The sequence below is a fragment of the Pseudomonas sp. OV546 genome (assembly GCF_900116845.1).
GTDB lineage: Bacteria > Pseudomonadota > Gammaproteobacteria > Pseudomonadales > Pseudomonadaceae > Aquipseudomonas > Aquipseudomonas petroselini.
This window is the reverse complement of record NZ_FPCE01000009.1, coordinates 222,977-246,944: the sequence shown is the minus strand read 5'-3', so window position 1 is coordinate 246,944 and position 23,968 is coordinate 222,977. Positions and strand designations below refer to the sequence as shown.

Annotated in this window: 21 protein-coding genes, 1 tRNA gene and 1 pseudogene; 7 read left to right on the top strand and 16 right to left on the bottom strand. The window is 61.7% G+C overall.

The window, feature by feature from the left end:
* Positions 1–2 precede the first annotated feature (2 nt).
* From BM403_RS21225 to BM403_RS21210, 4 genes are read right to left on the bottom strand one after another with little or no spacing between them, the layout of a single operon-like run.
* A complete protein-coding gene (locus BM403_RS21225; RefSeq protein ID WP_012724117.1) occupies positions 3–512 on the bottom strand; it encodes a response regulator in 510 nt (169 codons plus the stop codon).
* A complete protein-coding gene (locus tag BM403_RS21220; protein WP_093544606.1) occupies positions 509–2,824 on the bottom strand; it encodes an ATP-binding protein in 2,316 nt (771 codons plus the stop codon). Before BM403_RS21220 ends, BM403_RS21225 begins: the two co-directional genes overlap by 4 nt.
* Positions 2,821–3,474 carry a response regulator gene (locus tag BM403_RS21215; protein ID WP_012724119.1) on the bottom strand — a complete coding sequence of 218 codons (654 nt, stop codon included), beginning with the start codon at positions 3,472–3,474 and terminating at the stop codon, positions 2,821–2,823. The genes BM403_RS21220 and BM403_RS21215 overlap by 4 nt, the downstream gene beginning before the upstream one ends.
* Positions 3,471–4,655: a sensor histidine kinase gene (locus BM403_RS21210; protein WP_046034214.1), complete on the bottom strand. Its 1,185-nt coding sequence runs from the start codon at positions 4,653–4,655 to the stop codon at positions 3,471–3,473. Before BM403_RS21210 ends, BM403_RS21215 begins: the two co-directional genes overlap by 4 nt.
* 170 nt (positions 4,656–4,825) lie before the next feature.
* Here BM403_RS21210 and BM403_RS21205 point away from each other — a divergent pair, with 170 nt between their 5' ends.
* Entirely contained in the window at positions 4,826–5,344 is a 519-nt protein-coding gene (locus tag BM403_RS21205; RefSeq protein ID WP_012724121.1) for an SgcJ/EcaC family oxidoreductase, read from the top strand.
* A gap of 57 nt (positions 5,345–5,401) precedes the next feature.
* Here the strand turns inward: BM403_RS21205 and BM403_RS21200 are convergent, their stop codons facing one another.
* Together BM403_RS21200 and BM403_RS21195 are read right to left on the bottom strand one after the other, a co-directional pair.
* On the bottom strand, positions 5,402–7,477 hold the full coding sequence (locus tag BM403_RS21200) for a TonB-dependent receptor (RefSeq protein ID WP_093544603.1): 2,076 nt from the start codon (positions 7,475–7,477) through the stop codon (positions 5,402–5,404).
* Between the two features lie 51 nt (positions 7,478–7,528).
* The gene (locus BM403_RS21195) at positions 7,529–7,918 is read right to left on the bottom strand and encodes a DUF2946 family protein (RefSeq protein WP_012724123.1); all 390 of its coding nucleotides are present in this window, start codon (positions 7,916–7,918) and stop codon (positions 7,529–7,531) included.
* Positions 7,919–8,201: 283 nt separating this feature from the next.
* Between BM403_RS21195 and BM403_RS21190 the strand changes: the two genes are divergently transcribed.
* Positions 8,202–9,485, top strand: a complete 1,284-nt coding sequence (locus tag BM403_RS21190) for an ABC transporter substrate-binding protein (protein ID WP_093544600.1) — start codon at positions 8,202–8,204, stop codon at positions 9,483–9,485.
* Between the two features lie 60 nt (positions 9,486–9,545).
* Here the strand turns inward: BM403_RS21190 and BM403_RS21185 are convergent, their stop codons facing one another.
* The 6 genes from BM403_RS21185 to BM403_RS21160 all read right to left on the bottom strand — a co-directional run bounded on the left by BM403_RS21185 (position 9,546) and on the right by BM403_RS21160 (position 17,728).
* Positions 9,546–11,168, bottom strand: a complete 1,623-nt coding sequence (locus BM403_RS21185; RefSeq protein ID WP_093544597.1) for a dipeptide ABC transporter ATP-binding protein — start codon at positions 11,166–11,168, stop codon at positions 9,546–9,548.
* Positions 11,165–12,064 carry an ABC transporter permease gene (locus BM403_RS21180; RefSeq protein WP_093544594.1) on the bottom strand — a complete coding sequence of 300 codons (900 nt, stop codon included), beginning with the start codon at positions 12,062–12,064 and terminating at the stop codon, positions 11,165–11,167. The genes BM403_RS21185 and BM403_RS21180 overlap by 4 nt, the downstream gene beginning before the upstream one ends.
* Positions 12,065–12,067: 3 nt before the next feature.
* The gene (locus tag BM403_RS21175) at positions 12,068–13,018 is read right to left on the bottom strand and encodes an ABC transporter permease (protein WP_064052407.1); all 951 of its coding nucleotides are present in this window, start codon (positions 13,016–13,018) and stop codon (positions 12,068–12,070) included.
* A complete protein-coding gene (locus BM403_RS21170; protein WP_046034250.1) occupies positions 13,015–14,625 on the bottom strand; it encodes an ABC transporter substrate-binding protein in 1,611 nt (536 codons plus the stop codon). Before BM403_RS21170 ends, BM403_RS21175 begins: the two co-directional genes overlap by 4 nt.
* 62 nt (positions 14,626–14,687) lie before the next feature.
* Complete coding sequence (locus BM403_RS21165; protein ID WP_093544591.1) at positions 14,688–17,120, bottom strand: TonB-dependent receptor plug domain-containing protein; 2,433 nt, start codon at positions 17,118–17,120, stop codon at positions 14,688–14,690.
* A gap of 281 nt (positions 17,121–17,401) precedes the next feature.
* Complete coding sequence (locus tag BM403_RS21160) at positions 17,402–17,728, bottom strand: DUF2388 domain-containing protein (RefSeq protein WP_012724130.1); 327 nt, start codon at positions 17,726–17,728, stop codon at positions 17,402–17,404.
* A gap of 216 nt (positions 17,729–17,944) precedes the next feature.
* Between BM403_RS21160 and BM403_RS21155 the strand changes: the two genes are divergently transcribed.
* Positions 17,945–18,031, top strand: a tRNA-Leu gene (locus tag BM403_RS21155).
* Between the two features lie 82 nt (positions 18,032–18,113).
* Here the strand turns inward: BM403_RS21155 and BM403_RS32600 are convergent.
* A pseudogene (locus tag BM403_RS32600) lies at positions 18,114–18,188 on the bottom strand (integrase); the annotation flags it as partial.
* A 79-nt stretch (positions 18,189–18,267) separates the two neighbouring features.
* Between BM403_RS32600 and BM403_RS21150 the strand changes: the two are divergent.
* From BM403_RS21150 to BM403_RS32260, 3 genes are all read left to right on the top strand, one after another.
* Positions 18,268–18,888 (top strand): hypothetical protein, encoded by a 621-nt coding sequence (locus tag BM403_RS21150; protein ID WP_012724131.1) that lies wholly within the window; start codon positions 18,268–18,270, stop codon positions 18,886–18,888.
* Between the two features lie 180 nt (positions 18,889–19,068).
* The gene (locus BM403_RS21145) at positions 19,069–19,266 is read left to right on the top strand and encodes a hypothetical protein (protein ID WP_043205324.1); all 198 of its coding nucleotides are present in this window, start codon (positions 19,069–19,071) and stop codon (positions 19,264–19,266) included.
* A 115-nt stretch (positions 19,267–19,381) separates the two neighbouring features.
* Positions 19,382–19,561, top strand: coding sequence for a hypothetical protein (locus BM403_RS32260; protein WP_093544588.1), 180 nt, complete (start codon positions 19,382–19,384; stop codon positions 19,559–19,561).
* Between the two features lie 595 nt (positions 19,562–20,156).
* On the opposite strand, the gene BM403_RS21130 is transcribed toward BM403_RS32260, so the two are convergent.
* From BM403_RS21130 to BM403_RS21105, 3 genes are all read right to left on the bottom strand, one after another.
* Positions 20,157–20,483, bottom strand: coding sequence for a DUF2388 domain-containing protein (locus BM403_RS21130; RefSeq protein WP_012724133.1), 327 nt, complete (start codon positions 20,481–20,483; stop codon positions 20,157–20,159).
* 1,039 nt (positions 20,484–21,522) lie between these two features.
* Positions 21,523–21,804, bottom strand: a complete 282-nt coding sequence (locus tag BM403_RS21110; RefSeq protein WP_043205329.1) for a hypothetical protein — start codon at positions 21,802–21,804, stop codon at positions 21,523–21,525.
* Positions 21,805–21,998: 194 nt separating this feature from the next.
* Positions 21,999–22,526 (bottom strand): DinB family protein, encoded by a 528-nt coding sequence (locus BM403_RS21105; RefSeq protein WP_093544582.1) that lies wholly within the window; start codon positions 22,524–22,526, stop codon positions 21,999–22,001.
* 125 nt (positions 22,527–22,651) lie between these two features.
* On the opposite strand from BM403_RS21105, the gene BM403_RS21100 reads away from it, so the two are divergent.
* Positions 22,652–23,341, top strand: a complete 690-nt coding sequence (locus tag BM403_RS21100) for a tellurite resistance TerB family protein (RefSeq protein WP_093544579.1) — start codon at positions 22,652–22,654, stop codon at positions 23,339–23,341.
* Positions 23,342–23,968 lie beyond the last annotated feature (627 nt).

Here is a 23,968-nt window from a genome sequence, read left to right as displayed (position 1 = left end):
GATTAACAACGTCGTATCGCCGGTGAACCCGGCCCTCCCTCAAGCGTGCTGGGCGCGGTCATAGTGCCGCGTCGTTGCAACAACTCGATCTGGTCCGCCGGCACCCGCGTGCGCAAGGTTTTGTACAGCACGCGGGTTTCCAGCAGGTTCCATACCCGCAGCATGGTTTCCAACGCATCCAAGGGTTTGCTGATGAAGTCCCTGGCACCGAGTGCCAGGGCGCGCAGGCGGGTGTCGCGGGTGGCGTCGGCGGTCAGCACCAGGATCGGCAGGTATTCACCGTTGGGAATGCGTCGGTTGAGTTGCTCCAGCACCGCAAACCCGTCGAGCTCGGGCATGTGCAGGTCAAGAATGACCAGGTCCGGTTCGAAGCTGTTGAACAGCTCCAGGGTGCGCAATGGCTCGGTGCTGCTCAGTACGTTGGTCAGCCCTTCACGTGCCAGCAATTGTTCCACCAGCTCAAGGTTCGGGCGTTGGTCGTCGATGATCAGGATGCGCAGGTCAAGGTTCACGCGGGCTCCGGAAAGTACTGGTCGAGGTGGGCTAAAAAGGCCGGCACGTTGATCGGCTTGTGCAGAATGGCCGTCGCGCCGGCTGCGTGCAAGGCTTGGCGGGTGAGGTCGCTGGCATCGGCGGTGAGCATCAGCACCGGTGTGTCCTGGGTGATCGCGGAGCGGCGCAACCGCTGTAGCACGGCCAAGCCGTCGATGTCCGGCAGTGACACGTCCAGCAGAATCAACCGGGGCGCATGCTGCGCGGCCAGGTCCAGGCCGAGTTGGCCTTGCATGCTGGACAGCAGTTTTATCCCCGGCCTGCGGTGCAGCAACGTCTCGATCAGCGCGAGGCTGGAGAGGTTGTCTTCGATATACAGCACCTTGCCTTGGGTGGCGGGGGCGACGGGGGCAGGGCGTATCGACACCGTGTCGGCGACGGCGGCGGGCAGGCCATTGGATGCCTGCACACTCACGAACGGCAACTCCAGCGTGAAGCGTGAACCGATGCCCTGTTGGGTGTGCACGCTCAGTTGGCCATCCATCTTTTCCAGCAGGCTTTTACTCAGCGCCAGGCCCAGGCCGCTGCCTTCCACATTCGGGTCGGCGCCCAGGCGCTCGAACGGTTTGAACAACTGCCCGAGCTTGTCCGCCGGGATGCCTTTGCCGGTATCGCACACCGCCACGCCGATGCGCGGCCCTTCGACCTTGACCTCAATGCTCACCTGGCCCTGAGGCTGGTTGTATTTGATCGCATTGGACAGCAAGTTCAGCAGCACCTGGGTCAAGCGTTGAGGGTCGGCCGCGATGCCGATATCCGCCGCCAGCGCAGGCAGCGGCTGCAACTGGATACCGGCGTCGGCAGCCATGGGAGACACCAGCGCCAGGGCTTCCTGCAGTGCGCCCGCCAACCGGATCGGCTCGATGTTCAACGGCAGACGTCCGGCCTCGATCTTGGCAATGTCCAACACTTCGTTGATCAGCGTCAGCAGGTGTTGGCCAGCCCGCAGGATATGCCCGACGTGCGCTTTTTGCCCTCCGGCCGAGTCCATGTCGAGCAGTTGCGCAAAGCCCAGGATCGAGTTGAGCGGGGTGCGCAGCTCGTGGCTCATGCGCGACAAAAACTCGCTCTTGGCCCGGCTGGCGCGCTCGGCCTCCTCACGGGCGTTACCCAGCGCCATCTCCGCCGCGCGGCGGTCGGTGATGTCGCGGGTGATCTTCGAAAAACCGCGCAACGCCCCGGTCGCGTCGAACTGTGCCGTGATCACCACGCTGGCCCAAAAACGTGTGCCGTCCTGGCGCAGGCGCCAGCCTTCTTCCATGTAATGCCCGTGACGGGTGGCCTCATCCAGGGCCATGGCCGGGTGTTGCGGGCATTCCTGTGGCAGGTAGAACACCGAGAAATGCTGGCCGATGATTTCCTGCTCGGTGTAGCCCTTGATCCGCTCGGCCCCGGCGTTCCAGCTGGTGACGTGGCCCGCCGTGTCGAGGGCGAAAATCCCGTAGTCCTTCACCCCGTCGATGATCAGCCGTAAACGTTCTTCGTTCTCGCGCAGCGCACGTTCGCGTTCCGCCAGCAGCAAGCCGGCCTCCACCAGCCGCGTGCCCAACTGGCCAATCTCGTCATGCTCCGGCGGTTGTGGCAACAGCGGTTGGCCGAGGGCCAGGCGTTGTGCGTTGCCTTGCACATTCTGCACACGCGCCACAATGCCCTTGGACAAGAACAGCACCGCGACAATAGCCCCGAACAACCCGCAGATCGCCGCCAGCCACGTGGACAGTAGTAACCGCTGGCGCGTCTCGGCCGCAGCGGCGGTGCGCTCGGCCAGCAACGAGTCCTCCAGCATGAGCATGTTGGCGATGTGTTGGCGCAGGGCGTCGAGGATGTGTTTGTTGCTGACCAGAATCTCGGTCATCGTGGCGGTGCTGGTCGTCGGGTCGCTGAGCATGTCTTCCAGCCCCTCGACTTTGCTGTTGATCAGCGGCCTGATGGCGACGAGTTGTTCGCGCACGCGCTGATCGCGCACATTGCCGTCGAGCCGCTGCAGGGCCGCTGCAATCTGTGGCTTGGCGTTCAGGTAGCCTGGCAGGAAGTCCTCGCGACGCGTCAGCAGGTAGCCACGCACGCTGGCAGCCGCCTCGGCCAACAGCGTGTGTACGGCGCGGATATCGCTTTGCACGCGCAATACCCGACGCACGTCTTCTTCGGCGCGTGCGGTCTGCCGCTCGGTGGTGTAGATCAGCACCAGCGACAGCAGCAGCACCACCAGCGGCAGGGAAATCACCACCAGCGCCTTGCCCCGCAGGGGCAGGTCGGCCCACCGTCTTTTCATGACTGTGTCACCAGGCCCAGTGCGATGCCGCGCACAGCCGCCTGGGTTCGATCGGCGGCACCGAGCTTGCCGATGACCCGTTCAACATGGGCCTTGGCGGTGCCGGTGGTAATCCCCAGGTGCTCACCGATTTGCCGGTTGCTCATGCCGTTCGCCACCAGCCCGAGCACCTGGCGCTCCCGTGGGGTCAGGTGCTCGGTGGGTAGGCTGCCGGCGGCGTTGCGCTCGGTCATGCGTCGCAACAACCGCGCGCTCACCGCCGTGTTGAGCGCTTCTTCACCGGCAGCGACCCGTTGCAACGCCTCGATCACCTCGTTACGGCTGGCATCTTTGAGCAGGTAGCCCACCGCCCCGGCATTCATCGCGGCTTCCAGATGGTCGGGGCTGTCGTCCATGGTGAAAATCACCACTTTGATGGCCGGCAGGCGCTGTTGCAGCAGGCGCGCCGCGCCCAGTCCATTGAGCACCGGCATCCGAATGTCGAGGATGACGATATCCGGCAGCAGTTGTTCACACAGCTCCACCGCTTGCTGCCCATCGCGGGCCTGGCCGACGACTTCGAACTGCGGGTGACCCGCCAGCAGTGCGACAAAACCGGTGCGTGTGACTTCATGGTCGTCCGCCAGCACCAGGCGCAAGAGTCGGCTCATTGCGGCATTCCATTCAGAGGGGCAGGCACGCGAGCGTGCAGTTGAGTGCCGCCACCGGGGGCGCTGGTGCAGATGAACTGCCCGCCCAGCAGGCTGGCGCGCTCGTGCATGGTGGCGAGGCCCAGGTGCTGCGCATCCTGGGCGTCGAGCGGTTGGCCGGGGTCAAAGCCTTTGCCGTTGTCGTCTATGCGCAGCGAAACCTGGCCGTCGTGCAGTGCCAGGGCCAGTTGCACATGGCCAGCCTGCGCATGCTTGAGCACGTTATTGATGGCTTCCTGGCCGATCCTGAACAGGGCGATTTCCACCTGGCTGGGCAAGCGCTCCGCGTAGCCGGTGGACCATTGCACGCTGACGCCGGCTTCGCGCAGGCGGTCAGCCTCTTTGTCGAGCGCCTTGAATAATCCGAAATCGTCCAGCACAGTCGGGCGCAGGCCGGCGATCAGTTGCCGGCCTTCACCCACCGAATGCTGGGCCAGGGTCAGAATCGCCTGCAGGTCCGCGTTCAAGGTGCCTGGCAGCGTCGGGCAGCGCCCGGCAAACCCTTGCAGGCGTTGATGCAACCCCGCGAGGGTTTGCGCCAGGCCGTCGTGCAAGTCGTAGGCCACGCGTTTGCGCTCGTCTTCCTGGGCGTGCAGCAGCCGGTTGACCAGATCGGACAGCGTCCTGTCCCGCGCCTTGAGGGTGGTCAGCAGCCGATCGTTCTGCAGGTGCGCAGCCAGCAGCGTGGCGAGCAATTGCAGTGATTCACTGTCTTCGTGGTCGGGCGCGCGCAGGCTGACACTATTGCCCAGCACCAGCACGCCCAAGGCATCGCCGTCGCCACCGCGCAACGGCACCTGCAACACACTGGGCAGGGCACTGCCCGGCAGCTCCAGCCAGCAGGGATTGCGCAGGCGCCGGTCAGCGACGGCGGCAAGGCTGCTGAGGCGATCCTGGCTGCCGTGACGCGCGGTAACCGTGATGCCGCCCTCGGCATCCCACTCCTGAATCAACCCATGGTCCATCGCCAGGAACGCGCATGCCCGCGACAGCACGCGCTCACGCATGGCCTCCGGCGCCAGTTGGGGTAGCGCCTGCCCGGTATCGACCAGCAACCGCAACCGCGCGGTACGACTTTCGGATTGTCGATAATGCGCGCGGATAGCCAAGGCACTCCCGGGATCGTGTGGTGTGTTTTGCATGCTTGGGCTCCGCTGTCGACACAGGCTCGCAGGCGCGAGGGAGGCTATTAAACCTTGGCGAGCGGGTTGGGCGCCATCTGCCAAATGGCATAGGCAAATGGCTCCGGTTGGCCGATGTCGGCCGGGCAGGCGATTGGCAAAGTGGGCTCACTCACAACAGGAGCATCCCAATGAACGTTAAAGCCGTGTCGATCGCCGTGATTTTTGCCTTGAGCGCCCCCTTTGTGCAGGCGGCCCAGACCGCTCCCTACGTCTACCGCGACGTGGCCCAGGCGCCTGCCAATGCGCAAGACCGCGAGATTGCCGGGTTGTTTGACCGTTGGAACAGCGCGCTGCAGACCGGTAACGTCAAGTCGGTGGTCGACTTGTATGCACCGGGCGCGGTGCTGCAGCCGACCGTGTCCAACCAGGTCCGTACCACCCCGGAGCAGATCACGGATTACTTTGATCACTTCATGACCCTCAAGCCGGTAGGCCAGATCAATTACCGTGAAATCCGCCAACTGGGCAGTAACGTGGCGATGGACAGCGGGGTCTACACCTTCACCCTGACCGAGAAGAACGGCAAGGTGCGTCATGTGCAGGCCCGCTACACCTTTGTCTACGAGCAGGTCGGCGGCCAGTGGAAAATCCTCAACCACCACTCCTCGGCGATGCCCGAGGTTCAGGCGAAACACGCCAAGCAGTAACCGCAGATTGCACAGTCCACGCCCTGGCGGGTGTGGACTTTTTTGCGTGTGCGCTGATCAGAAATCCAGCGTCACCCCGCTGTACAACGCACGCCCGTCACCCGGTGAGTGCAGCGACGCACGCGCACCGTCCGGGTCATACCAGACGTACTCGTAGTAGCGGTTGGTGAGGTTTTTCAGCTGCAGGTCAACGCTGACCGACTCGGTCACCTGATACGTCGCCCCCAGGTTCATCAGGACATAGCCGCCGTAGGTGCCCTTGGTGTTCTCGCGCTCCAGGTAATAGTTCGTCTGGCCGTTCATCCAGGCGGTCAGTTGCAGCGACGGCGTGGCCTTGTAGCTGACTCCTGCGTTGTACAGGTGATGGGGGATGTGGTCGATTTCCTGACCTTTACTGTTGGGCAGCGTGGCGCTGGCCTTGAGGATTTTCGAGTACTGCCAGGCGTAGGCCATCCAGATGTCGGTGCGCGCGTTCGGGTGCAGGTTCAACTGGGCGTCGTAGCCCCAGCGGCGGGTTTCGCCGACATTATCCGACTCGCCACTCGGGTCGTTGAGCCGACGGCTGACTTCGCCACTGGCGTCCTGTTGCCAATACGCCACACGGCCGTCGATCCAGTCGGCAGGGGTGAATTTAATGCCGGTTTCCCAGCCTTCATTGATCGACGGCGCCAGGTCGGTGTCCCTGGGCGGAATCTTGTAGGCCGCCGCGCCGGTACCCACCTGGAAGGTACGTCCCCAGTTGGCGTACACGCTGGCCACCTCCCAGGGTGAATACACCACGCTGAGCTTGGGTTGTTTGATCAACCCATAGTCATTGATGTCGTAATCCAGGCCGGTCATTTCATTGGTGAAGACCCCCTGGATCTTGTCGACGCGATACGCCGGGATGATCTTCAGCGACTCGAACGGTTTGATCTCGGCCTGGATATAGGCACCGTAAGTGTCGAAGTCAAATTGCTGGTCGCGGGTTTGTGCCTGGCGCGCCCGGTCACGGGTGCGGTAGCGCTCGCTCTTGTTCTGTTGCTGCTGCATGTCCGCGCCGCCTTCCAGGGCGAAGTCGTACAGCCAGCTGACCTGCGGGCGCCAGGTCAGGGAGGTGAGGGCGCCGTACTGGGTTTCGTAGGCGTCGCGTTCCTGCTGGGCGCTGGTGCTCCAGTATTGCGTCCAGCGCCGGTCGTCGAAGGTGTTCACGTAGGTTTTCGCCGACCAAGCCAGGGTCTCGGCCAGCTCGGTGTCGACATGCACACTGAGCTGGTTCATGCGCCGCGTGCCTTTGTCGGTGGCGTTGTAACTGTTGGTCATGCGCGGATGCTGGTGGGTATCCTCTTCACTCAAGTAGCCGGGCTCCTGTGCCTCGGTTTCATAATGCCGGGCGATCAGGCCGATACGGTAGCTGTCGTCGTCCGGCGTATAGAACCATTTGCCGGACAGCGAGAATTTGTCCGCCTCGGCATGATCGCGGTAGCCATCGGACTTCTGGTAAGCGAAGAAGTAGTTCTGCGTCCAGTTGCTGCCTTGGATGCCTTTGGCGAGTTGAGCTTCCTGGGTGTTGTAGCTGCCATAGCGCAGCCGTGCCCGGGTGTATTCGCCGCCTGTGCGGGTGAGCATGTTGACGTTGCCGGCGATATTGTTGAGGCCATAGCGCGCATCGCTGGTGCCGCGCACCACCTCGATACTGTCGAGCTCCAGCGGGAAGATCATGTCCAAGAACGGCATGTTGCCGTCGTTGCTGTTGCTGGGGATGCCATCGATCAGCAGCTTCACCGCATTCACTTCGCCTTCGCCATTGAAGCCGCGAAAGGAGATTTTGCCGGACGTCGTGCCTTGGTTGAACTCGGTGAGCATGACCCCCGGCGCGCGGCTGAACAGCTCCCAGCTGTAGTTGACCGGCATTTTTTCCAGGATGTCCGCGCCGAGGATATCCACCGAACTGAGTACGCTGGCGGTGCTCAGCGGGCCGCTGGCACCCGTTGCGCCTTGCACCGTGACGGTACCGAGGGTGAGGGTCGAATCCTCAGTGTTGCCAACGGCGGCAAGCGGGTGAAGTGTGAACAGGCCGGTGGAAAGCAGCGGCCACAGGTAACGCGAGCCCGGGCGACGTTTTGCGCCGGGCACAGGGAATGGAGCAGGCATAAGCCAGACCTCTTGATGACCAAAAGACGAACACAACGAAGGTGGGGTCGATCAGGCCACAGGGGAGGCGCGCGGAGTCAAGTTCGGCCAGCGAACCCTGGGGTGCAGCGCGGGCAGTGTCGGGTTGTCGAGGACGGTATCCGGCGTGAAGCGCGGCAGCCAGTGCCGGTAATAGTCGGACGGCAGTGCGGCCAGCCCGGCATGACCACAGCAGCAGTCGCTATGCTTCATCGCCGGTTTGGCTGGGCCGGACTGCGAGAGATCGATCAGCCGGTCAAACCCTGGCGGCAGGGCCTGGGAGGCGCCCCCGGAACAGAATCCACCCCACAGCATCAAGCCGGTATCCGGCGTCTGCATGGCACGGCTCAGCGGCATGGCCAGCATGTTCAGCAGCAGGGCCAGGCAGGCGATCCAGGGGCTGATGCGTTTGAACGTAGCCATCAGAGCAGTCGACGCAAGGGGGGCGGATATTTAGCCGCAGTTCGGGGATGAAGTAAAAGTGCTTTCCCGCGCCATTTCGCCGCAGGCCCGGCGAATGCAGTGTTGGTGGCGCAACAGACATTCAATAAAGTGCCCGATTTTGCGGGCCGAGGGCTCGCCCGGTCGCGCGTGAGCACCTGAGTTTGAGGGCTTGAGGGGTTGGCATGGATTGTGTTTTGAGGTGATTGGCGCTGACCCGACCACGGGAGGGAAACCCCCAACCTTTTCATAAGAAACCACACCCATGCACAACGTCTTGCAACGCACAGTTTTCGCCAGCCTGCTGGCACTCGGCGCCCTGGGCGGGCCATTGTCCACGCTCGCCCAGGCGGCCAACGACCGACAGTTCATCCCACTGGCCACCTACCGGGTCGGTGCCTATGCCTCCAGCGGTATTCCGTGGTGGGCAGGGGAGATCGACTACTTGCGCTACATCAACGAAGTCGAAGGCGGCGTGAATGGCGTCAAGCTGGTCTGGCAGGAATGCGAGACCGAATGGAAAACCGACCGCATCATCGAATGCTACGAGCGCTACAAAGGCGGCCTGGACGGCGCACCCACCGCATTCTTCTTCACTCACAGCACGCCGGCGTCCTACGCGTTGATGGACCGTGCGGCGGTTGATCACATTCCGCTGATCGACGGCGCGGGCGGGCGTACCGAGTCGACCGATGGTCGCGTGTTCCCTTACGCCTTCCCGCTGCTGCTCAACTACTACGGCCAGGCGTCGGTGGGGATCAACTACATCGCCCAACGCGAAGGCGGCCTGGACAAGCTCAAGGGCAAGAAAATCGTGACGGTCTACCACGATTCCGCCTACGGTCGTGAAACCCAGGCGGCCATGCAGCTGCTTGCCGAAAAGTACGGTTTCGAGAACATTCAGATCCCGGTCGCCGACCCCGGCAACGAGCAGTCCACCCAGTGGCGCCAGGTGCGCCAGCTCAACCCGGACTGGGTGTTCTTGCGCACCTGGGGCGTGTCCACGCCGGTCGCCATCAAGACCGCCGTGCGCTTTGGCGTGCCGGTGGACCGCCTGATCGGTGATGTGTGGGCAGGCTCCGAAGCCGATGTGATTCCCGCCGGCACTGCCGCCAAAGGCTACCAGGCCCTGGCGCCATTCCCCGGAGGCGACACCTTTGACATCCATAAGAAGCTCAAGCAGTTCATCCTCGATCCCGGCAAAAGCAACCTCAAGGACGCCAGCTACTTTGGCAAGGTCTACTACAACATCGGCCTGATCAACGCGGCGATTGCGGTCGAAGCGCTGCGCACCGGCCAGGCCAAGTTTGGTCACCGCGCGCTCAATGGCGAGGAAACCCGCTGGGCCTTCGAACACCTGGACATCGACGCCGCGCGCATCAAAGCATTGGGCCTTGAAGGTTTGCTGGCGCCACTGAAGTTGACCTGCGCCGATCATGAAGGTGGCGGTTCGGCCCGCGTGCAGCAATGGGACGGGCAAAAATGGGTGCTGGTGACCGACTGGCTGCAGGCCGACCGCGCCACCCTGCGCCCGCTGATCGAGGCCTAGTCCGCCGCGTATGCCCAGGAGAAGGGCATCGTGGCGCGGGACTGTTCGGCGCCGTAACCCTCAGGCGGCGGTGGCGGTCACGTGCCGGCCAGGGATGGCGGCAATCAGTTCACGGGTGTAGTCGCTGGCGGGCTGGTTGAAGATCTGTGCGACCGAACCCTGCTCAACCACGCGGCCATTGCGCAGCACCAGCACCTCATGCGCAAAGTTAGCCACCACCGACAGGTCGTGGGACACCAGCACATAGGCAATCCCCATCTCCCGTTGCAGCTCTTCCAGCAGGTCGAGAATGTGCGCCTGCACCGACACATCCAAGGCGCTGACCGGCTCGTCGAGCAGCAGCAGGTCGGGTTTCAACGCCAGGGCGCGGGCGATGGCGACCCGTTGGCACTGGCCGCCGGAGAGTTCGCGCGGCAGACGATCCAGAAAACTCACCGGCAAGTGCACGCGGCTGATCAACTCCCGTGCCGCCTGCTCCAGGGCCGGGCCCTTGAGCACACCGAACGACACCAGCGGCTCGACGATGCTGTCGAACACGCTGAAGCGCGGGTCGAGGGCGGCAAACGGGTTTTGCTGCACCAGTTGCAGGCGTTGGCGCAGCGGGCGGAATTCGCGCCAGCTCAGGTGAGTGACGTCCTGCTGTTCGAACCAGACCCGACCCCGTGTGGGTTGTTCCAGGCCCAGGGCGATGCGCAGCGCGGTGCTCTTGCCCGAGCCCGACTCGCCGACGATGGCCAACGTCTGGCCGGGAAACACCTGCAGGCTCAGGTCTTCCAGGGCCACAAAGGTCGAGTCCTCACCCTTGACCTTGGGCAAGGTGAACGTCTTGCCGACGTTTTGCAGGCGCAGGATCGGCGCCTGCAGCGGGTCAATCTTGATCAAGGGTTCGCGACGCTTGGCGAACGCCGGTGCGGCGGCAATCAATGCGCGCGTGTAGTCATGCTGCGGTGCGTTCAGGATCTGCCGTGGCGAGCCTTGCTCGACCACTTGGCCTTGTTGCATCACCAGGATCCGGTCGGCGCGGTCGGCGGCCACGCCCAGGTCGTGGGTAATGATCAGCAGCGAAATCCCGCGTTCACTGACCAGGCGTTGCAAGTGGTCGAGAATCTTGCGCTGCACGGTGACGTCCAACGCGCTGGTGGGCTCGTCGGCGATGATCAGGCGTGGGTTGCCGGCCAGGGCGATGGCGATCAGCACGCGCTGGCGCATGCCGCCGGAGAGCTCATGGGGGTATTGGCGGGCGCGCAGCACTGGTTTGTCGATGCCGACCTGTTGCAGCAACTCGACAATGTCCGCATCCACCGCGGGGTAGCGTTTGCCCTTGGCCAATATCAGCGCCTCGGCGATTTGCTGGCCGACGCGCAGGGTCGGGTTGAGGCTGACCATTGGGTCCTGTGGCACCAGGCCGACGGTGCGGCCGCGCAGGGTGCGTTTCTGCCGCTCGCTGGCGTGGGTCAGGTCGTGGCCGTCGACCCATAATTGCCCGGCGCTGATCTGTGCAGTGTCCGGCAGCAGGCCGAGGATGGCGTTGGCCAGGGTCGACTTGCCCGAGCCGGACTCGCCGACAATCGCCACGGTCTCGCCTTGGGCGATGGCGAACGACAGCGTGCGCACCGCTTGGTTGAGTTGCCCGCCGGAACGGTAGGTGACACTGAGTTGGCGAACATCCACTAAAGCGCTCATCGCTGGATCTCTTCGAAGGTACGGGCGATATGGTTGAGGCTGAACACCACGGCGACCAGGAACAGGCCGGGCAGCAGCGACACCCATGGGGCGGTGATCAGAAAGTGCCGGCCGTTGGCGATCAAGGTGCCCCATTCGGCGGCCGGTGGCGCGGCGCCAAAACCGAGGAAGCTCAGGCCGGCAGTGGCCAGGATGGCCGCGCCAAAGTCCAGGGTCGCGAGTACCGCCACCGGACCCCAGGCGTTGGGCAGGATGTGCCGCAGCAAGGTGCGCGCCCAGCTGGCGCTGCCCAGGCGCGCGGCCTCGACGTAGGGCAGGGTCTTGACCCGCAGCACTTCGGCACGGGTGGTGCGGGCGAACCCTGGGATAATGCCGATGCCCACGGCGATGGCCACTGGCACGGTACCGAAGCCGATGGCCGTGACGATTGCCAGGGCCAGCAGCAGGCCGGGCAGGGCCAGCAGCACATCGACGAAGCGCATGATCACCGCATCAATGCGACCACCGGCAAAGCCCGACAGGATGCCCAGGCCCAGGCCGCCCAACAGCGCGATACCGACGGCCAAGAACGCCGCGAGTACCGACAGGCTGGCGCCGTATACCACGCGGGTGTACAGGTCGCGGCCCAGCTCATCGGTGCCGAACCAGTGGCTCAGGTTCGGGGCGCGCAGCTTGTCGAGGGGGGACGTGGCGTAAGGGTCAAAGCTGCTCAACAGGTGCGGCGCGATGGCCGCCACCAGGGAAAACACCACCACCAACAGCGCCAGGCTGAACCCCGGCCGGCGCAGCAGCGGCAACACCACCGCCGTCGCGCGTTGAAGGCGGCTGCGGCGCCGCCAGAGTGCGGGGCTGGCCGGGATGGCCTTGCGGCCCAGGTTCTGCTCAAGGATGGTCATGGTCTAGGACACCTTTGGCGTGTGGGAGATACGCGGGTCGAGCCACGGGTAGAGCAGGTCGACCAACAGGTTGACCAGGACAAACGCCGCCGCCGACACCGCGACAATCGCCAGCACCACTGGAATGTCCTGGCGCAACACCGCCTCCTGGGCCAGGCGGCCAATGCCGGAGCGGGCGAAGATGGTTTCCACCAGCACCGCGCCGGACACCGTGTTGCCGACCTGCAGGCCGATCAGCGTGAGGATCGGCAGCGCGGCATTCTTGAACCCGTGGCGCGCCTGCACCTGGCCACGGCTCAGGCCCTTCGCGTAGGCGGTGGTGATGTAGGACTCTTTCCAGACCCCCTGGAAACTGCGTTGCAGCACCTGGGCGTACACCGCCGCGCTCGGAATCGCCAGGGTGATGGCGGGCAGCACCAGGCTTTCAACGCCCCGGCTGCCAGTGGCGGGGAACCAGCCGAGGCCGAAGGCGAACACCTGGATCAACAGCAGGCCCATCCAGAACACCGGCACCGAAAAGCCCAGGGACGGCAGGCGCGCCAGGGCTTTTTTCAACGGTTGCCAGCGGATATAGGCGGTGAGGTAGGCCAGGCCGATGCCACCCAGTAGCGACAGCACGATGGCCAGGCCTGCCAGGGACAAGGTTTGCGGCAGGCGTTCGGCGAGCAGCTCGGCTACCGGGCGGTTAAGCGAGAGTGACTGGCCAAAGTCGCCCCGCAGTGCGCCCAGCAGCAGGTCGAAATACTGTTCGAACAGGCCCTTGTCCAGGCCGTAGTAAGCCCGCGCTTTTGCCAGGTCTTGCACCGACAACGAGTCGGCTTCCATGCCCGAGGCGCTGAGCATGATCGACAGCGTGTCGCCCGGCAGCAGATAAAGGATGAAATACGTGATGCTGTAGGCGCCCCACAGCACCAGCAGCGCTTGGCCCACCCGACCGATCAGGTAACGGCTCATGGCGTGCCGATCTCGATATCACCCAGCAGCGCAAAGCCTTCGGCGGTCCAGCGGAAGTTCTTCACCTTGGGCGACGTCGCCGCCTGCCACACGCGTTCATACACCGGGAATGCCGAGCTTTCATCAATCAGCAGGTCTTGCAGGTCGCCGTAGGCCGCGGCGCGCTGTTGGCTTTGGGTCGCGGTGATACCGGCATCAAACAAGGCTTTGGCTTTGTCCAGCGCCGCCGGCTCGTAGGTGTTGGTGGCCAGGGTCGAGCTGTTGGCGCTACGCGGGTCCAGGATGGTTTGCAGGATGATCGGGTCGGCGCGGGTCATGTAGTTGATCGTCAGGTCGTAATTGCCCGCGGAGTTGTTGGCGACCCATTCGGCGCGGGTGACCACGCTGAGTTTCAGCTCGATCCCGACCTTGCGCAGTTGGTCCTGGATCAGCACGTCGCCCGCGGTTTCCGCTGGGCTGATGTTGTAGCTCAGGCTCAGGCGCTTGCCGTTCTTGTGCCGGTAACCGTCCGCACCCTTGGTCCAGCCGGCTTGATCCAGCAGTTGCTCGGCGCCCGCCGGGTCGTAGGCGAGCTTATTGCCCTGGCTTTTGAAGTAAGGCGTGGTCACGTCGAAAATGCCGTCCACCACCGGGAACTCGGCGTTGTAGACGGTGCTGGCGTAGCTCTTGCGGTCGAGCGCCTTTTGCACGGCCAGGCGCACGTGCTGGTCCGCGAGGATGCGTTCGCCACGGGTGTTGGGGTACAGGTTGAGCGCAGGCCCTGGCAGCGAGCGGCTCTGGATGGTTGCGCCCTTGGATTGGAACAGTTTCAGGTCGACTTCCGAGAACGGGTTGCGCGGCCACAGGATGTCGGCCTTGCCTTGCAGGAACAGGCCGTTGCGCACGCTTTCCTCGGGGATATAGCTGATGTCCACGGCGTCCAGGTGCGCTTCGCCCTGGTTTTTCATGTTGGCCGAGGCCCAGGCGTAACCCTTGCGCTTGGTCAGGTGCGCACCGACTTCCGGGGTGTAGCTGGCCAGCACGAAGGGCCCGGTGCCGATGATCTTGCCCAGGGAGCGCTCCTTGACGGTCAGGGCGTAGGAGGCGGGCGCGAGGATCGCCAGGTTGGTCGTCGACGTGGCTTGCAGGAAGCCGGCGTTGGGCTTCGAGAGCACCAGTTTTACGGTGAAGTCGTCCACCACTTCGGCGTGGTCATAGCCCGCCAGGTAGGTGGCGCCAAAGGTCGCCGGCAGCTCGGTCGCCAGGGCCTTGTCACTGTCGAAGGCGATCTTCACCGCCTTGGCATCGAAGCGCTCGCCATTGCTGAACGTGACGTTATCGCGCAGGTGGAAGGTGTAGGTCAGCGCGTCGTCACTCACCTCCCAGCGTTTGGCCAGCCAGGGAATGATTTTGCCGGTCTGCGGGTCCTGGTCGGTCAGGGACTCGGCGACATTGCGCAGCAGCACGCGGTGTTCCAGCCAATAGACCTGGAACGGGTCGACACTGACCAGGGTGGTGTTGTCGCCGAAGAACGCGATGTTCAGGGTTTTGCCGGCCTGGGTGTCATTCCCGGGCGAGCAAGCAGCGAGGCTTAGCGCCAAGGCGCAGGGGGCCAGCAGACGGCTCATGAAGTTGGAGGTATTCAATGGGGTGCCCTCATGTGGCGTTTCGGGTGCATGCACGGTGTGAATCAGAAGTCGTAGGCCAGCTTGGTGTACCAATAGCCGCCGCCTGGGTAGAACGGCGGGTTGCCGTAGGCCGCCAGGCCGAGGTTGCTGTACACGGCGTTTTTGTCGGGACGTACGTCGAAGATGTTGGTACCGCCGATGCTGACGGTGACGCTGTCGACGAAGGTGTAGCTGATGTCCAGGTCGGTGATCCATTTGGCGCCGAAGCTGCGGTCGCCGGTGGGGTTGACGGCCAGGGTCTTGACCGCGCCATAGCGGGCGGTTTGCAGGTTGACGGCCAGGTCCTCGACCTTCCAGGTGGCGCCCAGGATCCACTTGGTCTTGGGTGAAGCGTCGGTGAGGTCGCCTTCGCGGTCGCGGCCCACCAGGGTCACGCCGGAACCGGCCAGCGCGCTCGGCGTGTCGCGGGTGCCTTCGATGGTGGTCTTGTTCCAGTTGAAGCCCAGGCTCCAGCGCACATCGCCCCAGGCGTCCAGCGGGGTGGTGTGGTCAGCCACCACATCCAGGCCCTTGGTGCGCGTGTCAAAGGCGTTGGTGTAGTAGTTGACCCAGGTGCCGGTGGGCACGCCTTGCGCGGCGAGGATGGCGTTGATCGCGCCATTGCCGCGGTCGTAGATATTGCTGGTCAGGGCGATGCGGTCGTCGATGTCGATCAGGTAGGCATCGGCGGTGATGCTGGTGCGTGGTGCCGGTTGCCAGGTCAGGCCCAGCCCTAAGTTGCGCGACTTCTCCGGCTTGAGGTCATCGCCACCGAGGGCCTTGGCCAGGTTGCTGCCCGACGGCGTCAGGCGGGTCACGGCCGGCACCACATTGCCGTTCACATCCACCGCCACCCGGTTGTCGGCCACGGTGTAGCCAATTTGGGTCAGGGAGGGTGCACGGAAACCAGTGCCCACGGTGCCGCGCACGGCCACGGTGTCGGTCAGTTCGTAGCGCGAATTCACTTTCAGGCCGAAGGTATTGCCGGAGTCATCGTCGTAATGCTCGACGCGACCGGCCACGTCGAGAAACCAGCGCTCGGTCAGGTCGAAACCGAGGTCCAGGTAACCCGCGTAGTTGTTGCGGATCAGGCTCACTTCATCTTCCGGGCGAATCGTCACGGCGGCCTGCGCGCCGGAAGCGGCGGGGTAGGTGCCGGTGAGATAAGCCTCGGGGTCGCCGGCGAACGTACTGAAATGCTCCCAGCGATGCTCCAGGCCCGCCGACACCTGCACCGGCGGCGTCAGCTTGAACAGGCTGTCGTAGCGGCGGGTGAAGTCCAGGTTGTTGACCCACTGCTCGAAGCGGAAGGTTGCCAGGTTGTCGAACTGGGTCGGTGATGCGGTGCCCAGCGACGGGTTGATGTTCAGGTCGCTGGAGTGGTGCACGTTGTTGCGCCCGTAGGTGGTGCTCAGGTCCCAGTTCCAGTCGGCCACCAGGCCCTTGCCGCCGAACAGGAACTGGTAGTCACGGTCCTTGATGTTGTTCAGCGGGAAGTAACCGTCGGGGAACACCTCAGGCACCGCCGCCGTGCCGGTGGGCAGGCGGAAGTAGTTGGCGGCTTCGGCGTCACGTTCACCGTAGGTAGAGAACGAGTACAGCGTGAGGTCTTCCAGGGGCAGTTCGGCGTTGTAGGCGAGGTTGAAGGCCTTCAGGTCGGGGTCGCCGTTTTTGATCGCCACCCGGTCCCAGGCTGCTTCCTTGGCCGGGTCATTGAAGGCCCGCACGCTGTTGTCGGCCTTGTCGTTCCAGGAGGCGCTGCCGCGTTTGCGCGCATCGGCCGAAAGGTGGAAGAAGCCGCCATCACCCCACTTGAAACCCTGGTCGCCCGCGACCTTGATGGTTTCGCCCTGGCCGGTATACAGCTGCCCATAACTGGTTTCCAGGTGCCCACCGTCATGGGTGGACTTGAGGATGATATTGATCACCCCGGCCACCGCGTCCGAACCGTATTGCGCGGCAGCGCTGTCTTTGAGTACTTCGATATGGTCCACCGCGCTGACCGGGATCAGGTCGATGTCCACCGCGTTCGCGCCGCTGTTGTCGATGGAACCGCGTTGGCCGGTGGCACCGTTGTGCCGGCGCTTGCCGTTGACCAGCACCAACGTGTAGGCAGGCCCGAGGCTGCGGTTGCTCAGCGGGCGGGTCACCGAGTTGTAGCCGGCGATGTTGGTGCCGAAGTTGAAGGACGGCAACAGCTTGGCAATCGCCTCGGACAACTCGGCGCGGCCGGTCTTGAGCAACTGGTCGCTGTTGATCACATCGATCGGCGCCGGGCTGTCAGCCACGGTGCGTTCCTGGCCACGCAGGCCGGTGGAGATCACCGTCACAGTGCCGAGCTTGGCGTCCTCGGTTGCCGCCTCGGCGAAAGTGGGCGCGACCGCCAGGAGCAGGGAGCTGGTCAGCAGCGACAAGTGAAAGTTGTTGAGCGCGGCGGGAGAGGCGATGTGTGGCATAGCGAGAAGGATCCCTTAAGCCTGGTAGGCTCCTGATGGTCGGAGGTACGTCCTCCACCAGGTATGGGGTCGGTCTGTGAAGCGAAGATAATCCTATAAAAAATCTGAGTGAAAGTCTTTTTTGGAATAAGCTAATTATCAGATAATGTTATTTATATTATTTTTAAGATTACCTATTTTTATTATTGTGGTTGGCATTCAACGGCAGTTGAATCGTTGAATAAGAGGCGCGTGGAGGCTGGTTCACTCAAGCAGCCCGCGTCGGACGCCGGGGCTGTGGGTCAGAACGCCGTGGCAATTGCCTGGGCCAACTGCATGTCAGACATGAGCGGCGTGTTGTAGGTGGAACGATAAAATCGTGATGCTTGTTCAAACCGTGCCCCACGGATCTCACCGCCTGAACCGATAAACGCCAGCGCATCACTCTTGGACGATGTGAACTGCTCTGGAATGGCGGAGGTCAGGGCTGTGGCCCCTGAGACAAGCAAAAAGGGCGCGACCGACGTGAGCATCAGCGCGCCTTGAACCGGGTTGTTGTTTTCGGCCGCTACGACCGGAGTGCCGAGCAATGCCAGGCTGGCGATTGCGATAACCTTGAATGAATCCATTCTGCAGCGCTTCCATGCGTTTTGGGTGGGCGTGACTTTAACAGAGTAGCGGGAGGCTCTTCGAGCCGAAAACCTGTTGCTTTGCCTTTATTCGCGTATCTAGATCACTGATCTACCAAGCTTTTTCAGCTGTTCCGTGGTGCAAGAAAGCTGCCCTGCGAACTTGCGTCGAAGCGGCTGGATCTATATATTCCCAACCCTGCAACACGCGCTACCGCCCGAATGGCGAAACTGGTAGACGCATGGGACTTAAAATCCCCCGCTCGTAAGGGCGTCCCGGTTCGATTCCGGGTTCGGGCACCATCTAAAATCAAGGGTTTGCGGGCGAAAGCTGATGCAAGCCCTTGTTTGTTTCCGCTCCGCAATAAAACAACGGGTCCGCAATTCACTTCGTTGGTGAGACTTTCTTGCCTTTGCGGTTGCGGATGTACTGCTCGGTCATCACGACAGTGGTATGCCCAGAGAAAGCCCTGTGATCCGTTTCCAGACTGTCCGGTAGTAGTGATAACGTCTGCGCTGCAATCCCTGGAGACGGCCAGATGAATCATCAAAGACCCGCTAGCGCCACAGCCACCAATGCTGGCGGGCTAAGTACTGCCCACCCGCCTATTTGGTATTACGGCCCCGAAATACCAATTATCGGAAGCAATGGTATGGGTGTTTTTGGCTTCTCTCTTGCGCTGCTTCTGCTGTTACCGGGCTACGGGCTTGCGACGTTCCTTTTCACAGGGCCGGACGTCATTCAGGGTGTGCAGGCTAACCAGGGTGAGAGCCTCACAGCGTCATCCTTCATTCTGATAATGCTGGCCAGTGCAGTGTTCATTGGTGCGTTCTTTGCCTGGGTTGTCTCTGAGCCTCAAGTGCAGGCCTTCACGTTCGACGAAAACCAGCAGCTGTTGACCCTCACCCTAACTCGTCGTTGTCGAAGCCCCGTTGAAGTACACGTACCGTTTAGCGAAATCATCTCCATCCGCCCGTATGTGATGACATCGTCTGCTCATGATGGACATTTTCGCGTCGTGTATCGCGGAGCGAAGGGCAAGGTTTTTGAGCATCGTCTAGGAGACGGTACTTCTCTCGAAAATATTGAGTTTCATGGTGCGTGGTTGCGTGGAATGTTAGGAGGGCGAATGGGCGAGCTGCTAGATCTCGACAAATGAAAGCAGCGTAAGCCAGTCTTGATCCGCACTACGGGTCCCAAAGTAGGGCGAAAGGAATTATGAAAGCCTCGCCTTGTGCGGGGCGTTTTCTGCCGTTCGTCCAGTGCTCGGCACTCGCTGTGACCTGCCGACTCCCATGTTTAAGCGCGGATATCCCGAGCGTTAGAACGGAGAGCCAGCATGGAAATCAATGAAAATGCACCAGGGAATATTTCCCAGCAGGATGTAACTCGCGGCACTGACAACGAGACAGGGCACGACCCGAAGCGCGATGAGGACGGTATCCCGTTGCCGCCAGACGATGACGCGCCGCTCGAAGAGGACATGTCGGATGTAGACGCCGCTGATTCAGTAGCAAGCGAGCATCCTGACAACTGAGTAAAATCAGCCTGCAAACCCGGCCTTTGAGTCGGGTTTTTTATTGCCCATGGAAAGGTCGATTCAGCAAAAGGAATGTGCAGATGTTGAAAGAATTCAGATGCGGTAACCCACTCTGAATCTTGAGCTGATCAACGCCATCGCCTGCGGCCTTATCGCGTTTTGGGCGACCTTGTGCGTACTGAGCGGGAAGGTGAGGGACGGGGTAAAGGTCTGGCTGTGCCGGACGCTGAACTGCGAGTACTGCCTGCACTGTGACAAGGCACTTGGTGGCGTCGAGCGCCGGGTCAAGTGATCCACGCCACGGTTTAGAATGTGCAAAATCGTAGCGCTGGATTTTTACGGTGTATGAGTGGGACTAGATGACGCGGCATAGCAAGCGCGCAAAGTCTGTTGATATTGGTCCATCATTTCTTTAAGGGAGCCAACCCTCTCGGGGTAGTACTTCATTGCCGAGCTGATATCGGACCTTATATCGTCGACATCCGATTTGATGGGCGTGCACCGATCGTTTTCCAACTGACGCACTCTCTCCTCTGAAGCTGCGAGCGTCGCGGCCTGTTTGTTGTACGCCCCTATCCATTGGTTGAGTGAGGTATTTAGGCTGTCGTTTGCCTTTCTGAAGTCTTCGACTCGCTCCCTTACGTTTGTCAGGTCGCTGTCCTGACGACCGTAGTGAGCGGCTGCTCCAGCTATCGTTGTAGCGACCCCCAAAGCGAATGACCAAAACGCAATTGTTAGTTTGGGGCGGAGAGGGCCAGCGTGTTGCGTTTCACTCATGTGGACGTCCTTGTGATTTGACAACTATCAATACCGGGAGCCATTCACCCATTCAAGGCGGGGTAGCACATCGATGACGACCATTGCCTACGACAGCTTGACGGCCGACCTCAGAATGAAGCCGCGATGGCCTGGGCCAGCTGCTGGTCAGTCATCAACGGTGGCGTGTAAGTCGTGCGATAAAAGCGCACCGCCTGCTCAAACTCTGCACCACGAATCTCGCTGTCCGAACCGATGAATGCCAGAGCATCGGTCTTGGCGGACTTGAAAATCTTTGGGGGCTCGGTTGTGAGCGATGTGGTTGCTCCAATTAAGATGGTTGGGAAGGAAATTGTGATAAATATTCCTGCCGCGACAGGGTTGACGTTGTCACCTGACACGGCCTGAGTGTTGACCGATGCCAGTAGGGCTAACGCCAGAATCTTCCATGAGTCCATTCTTCGTTGATTCCATTTGCTGTCGATTGGGGCGATACCTTAGCAGAGTGAGTTCCCGCACGGGGAGGAGGAGCTAGGGTAAGCGGATGGCGAACACACCTACCTTTTTGCCAACCAGCGGGCCAACCGCATGAAAGTGCTAGTGCATGACGGCGCGGCGAATAAAAATCAGTTGGGCGAGTGAAATCGATCAATTGCTGCCGCATAAGTGATCGCCGGTTTAATGACGCGAGGCGTGATGGCTGGGCATATAAAAGGGAATGCCGATGCCAAACGAATTACAAGATGGGAGCCCGCAGCAATGAGCTTTGACATTATTATTTTGAAGCCTACAGACCTCAGTGAAAGCGATCTGTCCAACGTCGAGGACGTGCTAAACATTGGATGCCCTGAGGCCGTAATCACATTTCTGGAGTTGGTGTTCCCTGGATGTGCCCGAGGTACATTTTCGGATGGTGAACGCTACTCGCTCGAGTCTGCTCAGAATGGAGACCCGGTGACCTCCATACACCTGACTCTCAGATACGGCCGAGCCTGGTCTGAGGCAATCAATGCTGAGTTCCTGACCCTGCTCTTGAGGCTCTGCCAATTGCTCCAGTCAGTAGCTTTTGCGGTCTCCGATAACTCAAGGATCACACCTCCCTGCTAAAGACGGCCCATCTTGCTCGCCATAGAGCGGCTCACCTAGCCAATTGGTGCGTGTACTTGATCACATGGTCAGCAAACAACGCTTCATAAAAAGCAGTGGGAATGCCGAGGATACTTATCTCGATGCAATCGGGCAGAAGCTCTTCGGCGTAAGCCAGAATGGCGAGTCAAATCAAGGGTTTGCGGACGAAATCTGATGCAAGCCCTTGTTTGTTTCCGGTCTGCAATTTCAAATATTGCTCCGTAACTCACTTAGTTGGTGTGACCTTTTTGCCTATTCGTTTGCGGATGGAGTTCTCGGTCATCACCACATTGGTGTGCTGGAGTTGATCCCTCGCTTGTAGGGTGCAAAAAAGCCCCGGAACATCCAGGGCTTTTTTGCATCGGTGGCTTACACGAAAGGCTGACCACTGAAACCGCGGGGTAAACGCTGCAAACCGGGCAGGTCGGTGAGGCGTTGTGTCCACGCACTGCGCCAATCAACGGCGGTAGGGGTCTTGGCCTTGCGGTTGGCGCGGCGGGCGGCGTTGCGCTGGGTGCGGCGCGCGTCCTTGTAAGCTTCGGTATTGCGGCAGGTACGGCATTTGACTCGGTTCAGCTCGGTGCTGGAAGGGAGGTTGGTGCCGTGGTGGCCACAGGCTAAGTGACCTGCGACCTTGAAGTGAATGACCATGTAAGCGTCTCCTTCTTGGGGGTACGCGCATCGGTAGACCCACAATGCACGCGGGGAGGGCGGGGCGGTAAAAATCCCGGCACCTGGGGTTTCGACCCCATCGGCGAGGCAGCGTTCGGTTTTGTTTGCGGGGCTGTTCAGCCCCAGGGCCGCTGCCGCGGTGAACGTGTGCGTTCCCGCGTTTGATGCTGAATTCAGTCGATCAGCGCCAGTAAGTCCGTAGTGCCCACATCCAACCCTGCTTGGCTCAACAGGGTGGTTGCCTGGCCCCGGTGGTGGGTCTGGTGATTGAAAAAATGCACCAGCAGGCTGAAGAAGTCTTTATCGGCGGCGACACCTCGCATGTTGTGGTAATGCAGGCGATGGTCCAGATCGGGGTCCTGCACCGTGTGAGCCCAGTCGACGATCAGCTGATCCAGCCAGGCGCGATGGGCTGACAGCTCGCGGATATCGGCAAAGGCCAGTTGCGTGAGATCGGCAGGGGCTGTGATCGCACTCAACGGAGCCAATGCCGCGTAGCCTGCGGGATGCTCGGCAAAACGCTTGAGCCAGACCGTGTCGCCCAAGGCCAGATGGTTCAGCGTGCCGAGGATCGAGCTGAAAAACGCCTTGCGGTCCATGACTAACGCCGCGTCCGACAGCGTGCCGGCCGCGTCATAGAGCTTGCGGTTCATCCACTGGTTATAGCTCGCCATCAATGCGAGGTGCTCAATCCGGTTCACTTGGGTTTTCTCTCACAGGCACGGTGACGCCATGATAGGCCGTGCCCGCCCGGCGGTCATGGTGTTCCGACAGCGGCGGGCTATGGTTGGTAGACGCCAACACTGCGCCCTGGGAGGGTGACACCATGAACACCAGCGACTTACTGGAGCAACTCTTGCGCGCCGGGCAAGGGGGGAGTGCTTCCTCGGGCGGCCTGGGTGGGCTGCTCGGCGGTTTATTGAAAGGTACCAGCACTGGCAATGCTTCGGCCGGTGGTGGTTTGGGTGGTCTGTTGGGCGGCCTGGGCGGTCTGTTGGGAGGTGCCACCGGCGCGCGTCCGGCTCAAGGACGCTCTGGCGGGATGAACTATGCAGCGCTGGCTTCCCTGGGCATGGCGGCATTCCAGGCCTACCAAGCCTGGCAGCGCCAGCAAGCCAATGCCCCGCAGCAAGCCTTGCAGACTGTGGACCAGCTTGACGGCGCCGAAGCCGAGGCCCATAGCCATGCGGTGTTGCGTGCCTTGATTGCTGCCGCCAAAGCCGACGGCCGCATTGATGAAAAAGAGCAGCAACTGATTTCCAGTGAACTGGGCCGGCATACCGACGACCCGCAATTGCAGCAGTGGCTTGACGCTGAGGTTGCCAAGCCTCTGGACGCGGCGGACTTCGCCGAATTCGCCAGCGATCCGGCTGTTGCGGCAGAGGTTTACCTGGCCAGTGTGATGATGGTGGATGATCAGCAGGACGGCGAACGCAACTACCTGGACGACCTGGCGGGGCAACTGCAGATCGACCCGCAATTACAGCTGCACTTGGAACAACAGGCCAAGGCCTGAGGGAAAACGGAATTCCAGGCTAAAGCAAATCCCCTGTGGGAGCTGTCGAGCTTTAGCGAGGCTGCGATAGCGGTGTGTCAGGCGCAGAAAATGCCGGCAGTACCGCCGCCTTCGCAGCCTCGCTGGGGCTCGACAGCTCCCACATTTGATTTTCGTCGTGGCTCAAATTGCGCTCGCCGTTACGACCGAAATCCCACTTACACAGCCGATCCCTTGTGGGAGTTGTCGAGCTTTAGCGAGGCTGCGATGGCGGAGTGTCAGGCGCAAAAAAATGCCGGCAGTACCGCCGCCATCGCAGCCTCGCTGGGGCTCGACAGCTCCCACACTTGATCTTCATCGTGGTTCAAATTGTGCTCGCCACTACGACCGAAATCCCACTTACACAGCCGATCCCTTGTGGGAGTTGTCGAGCTTTAGCGAGGCTGCGATAGCGGTGTGTCAGCCGCTGAAGATGCCCGCAGTGCCGCCGCCTTCGCAGCCTCGCCGGGGCTCGACAGCTCCCACAGTTGATCTTCATCGTGGTTCAAATTGTGCTCGCCGTTACGACCGAAATCCCACTTACACAGCCGATCCCTTGTGGGAGTTGTCGAGCTTTAGCGAGGCTGCGATGGCGGAGTGTCAGCCGCT

Coding starts and splice junctions, on each gene's coding strand:
- BM403_RS21220 (WP_093544606.1), bottom strand. CDS start 2,824: ATGAAAAGACGGTGGGCCGACCTGCCCCTGCGGGGCAAGGCGCTGGTG.
- BM403_RS21215 (WP_012724119.1), bottom strand. CDS start 3,474: ATGAGCCGACTCTTGCGCCTGGTGCTGGCGGACGACCATGAAGTCACA.
- BM403_RS21210 (WP_046034214.1), bottom strand. CDS start 4,655: ATGCAAAACACACCACACGATCCCGGGAGTGCCTTGGCTATCCGCGCG.
- BM403_RS21205 (WP_012724121.1), top strand. CDS start 4,826: ATGAACGTTAAAGCCGTGTCGATCGCCGTGATTTTTGCCTTGAGCGCC.
- BM403_RS21200 (WP_093544603.1), bottom strand. CDS start 7,477: ATGCCTGCTCCATTCCCTGTGCCCGGCGCAAAACGTCGCCCGGGCTCG.
- BM403_RS21195 (WP_012724123.1), bottom strand. CDS start 7,918: ATGGCTACGTTCAAACGCATCAGCCCCTGGATCGCCTGCCTGGCCCTG.
- BM403_RS21190 (WP_093544600.1), top strand. CDS start 8,202: ATGCACAACGTCTTGCAACGCACAGTTTTCGCCAGCCTGCTGGCACTC.
- BM403_RS21185 (WP_093544597.1), bottom strand. CDS start 11,168: ATGAGCGCTTTAGTGGATGTTCGCCAACTCAGTGTCACCTACCGTTCC.
- BM403_RS21180 (WP_093544594.1), bottom strand. CDS start 12,064: ATGACCATCCTTGAGCAGAACCTGGGCCGCAAGGCCATCCCGGCCAGC.
- BM403_RS21175 (WP_064052407.1), bottom strand. CDS start 13,018: ATGAGCCGTTACCTGATCGGTCGGGTGGGCCAAGCGCTGCTGGTGCTG.
- BM403_RS21170 (WP_046034250.1), bottom strand. CDS start 14,625: ATGAGCCGTCTGCTGGCCCCCTGCGCCTTGGCGCTAAGCCTCGCTGCT.
- BM403_RS21165 (WP_093544591.1), bottom strand. CDS start 17,120: ATGCCACACATCGCCTCTCCCGCCGCGCTCAACAACTTTCACTTGTCG.
- BM403_RS21160 (WP_012724130.1), bottom strand. CDS start 17,728: ATGGATTCATTCAAGGTTATCGCAATCGCCAGCCTGGCATTGCTCGGC.
- BM403_RS21150 (WP_012724131.1), top strand. CDS start 18,268: ATGAATCATCAAAGACCCGCTAGCGCCACAGCCACCAATGCTGGCGGG.
- BM403_RS21145 (WP_043205324.1), top strand. CDS start 19,069: ATGGAAATCAATGAAAATGCACCAGGGAATATTTCCCAGCAGGATGTA.
- BM403_RS21130 (WP_012724133.1), bottom strand. CDS start 20,483: ATGGACTCATGGAAGATTCTGGCGTTAGCCCTACTGGCATCGGTCAAC.
- BM403_RS21110 (WP_043205329.1), bottom strand. CDS start 21,804: ATGGTCATTCACTTCAAGGTCGCAGGTCACTTAGCCTGTGGCCACCAC.
- BM403_RS21100 (WP_093544579.1), top strand. CDS start 22,652: ATGAACACCAGCGACTTACTGGAGCAACTCTTGCGCGCCGGGCAAGGG.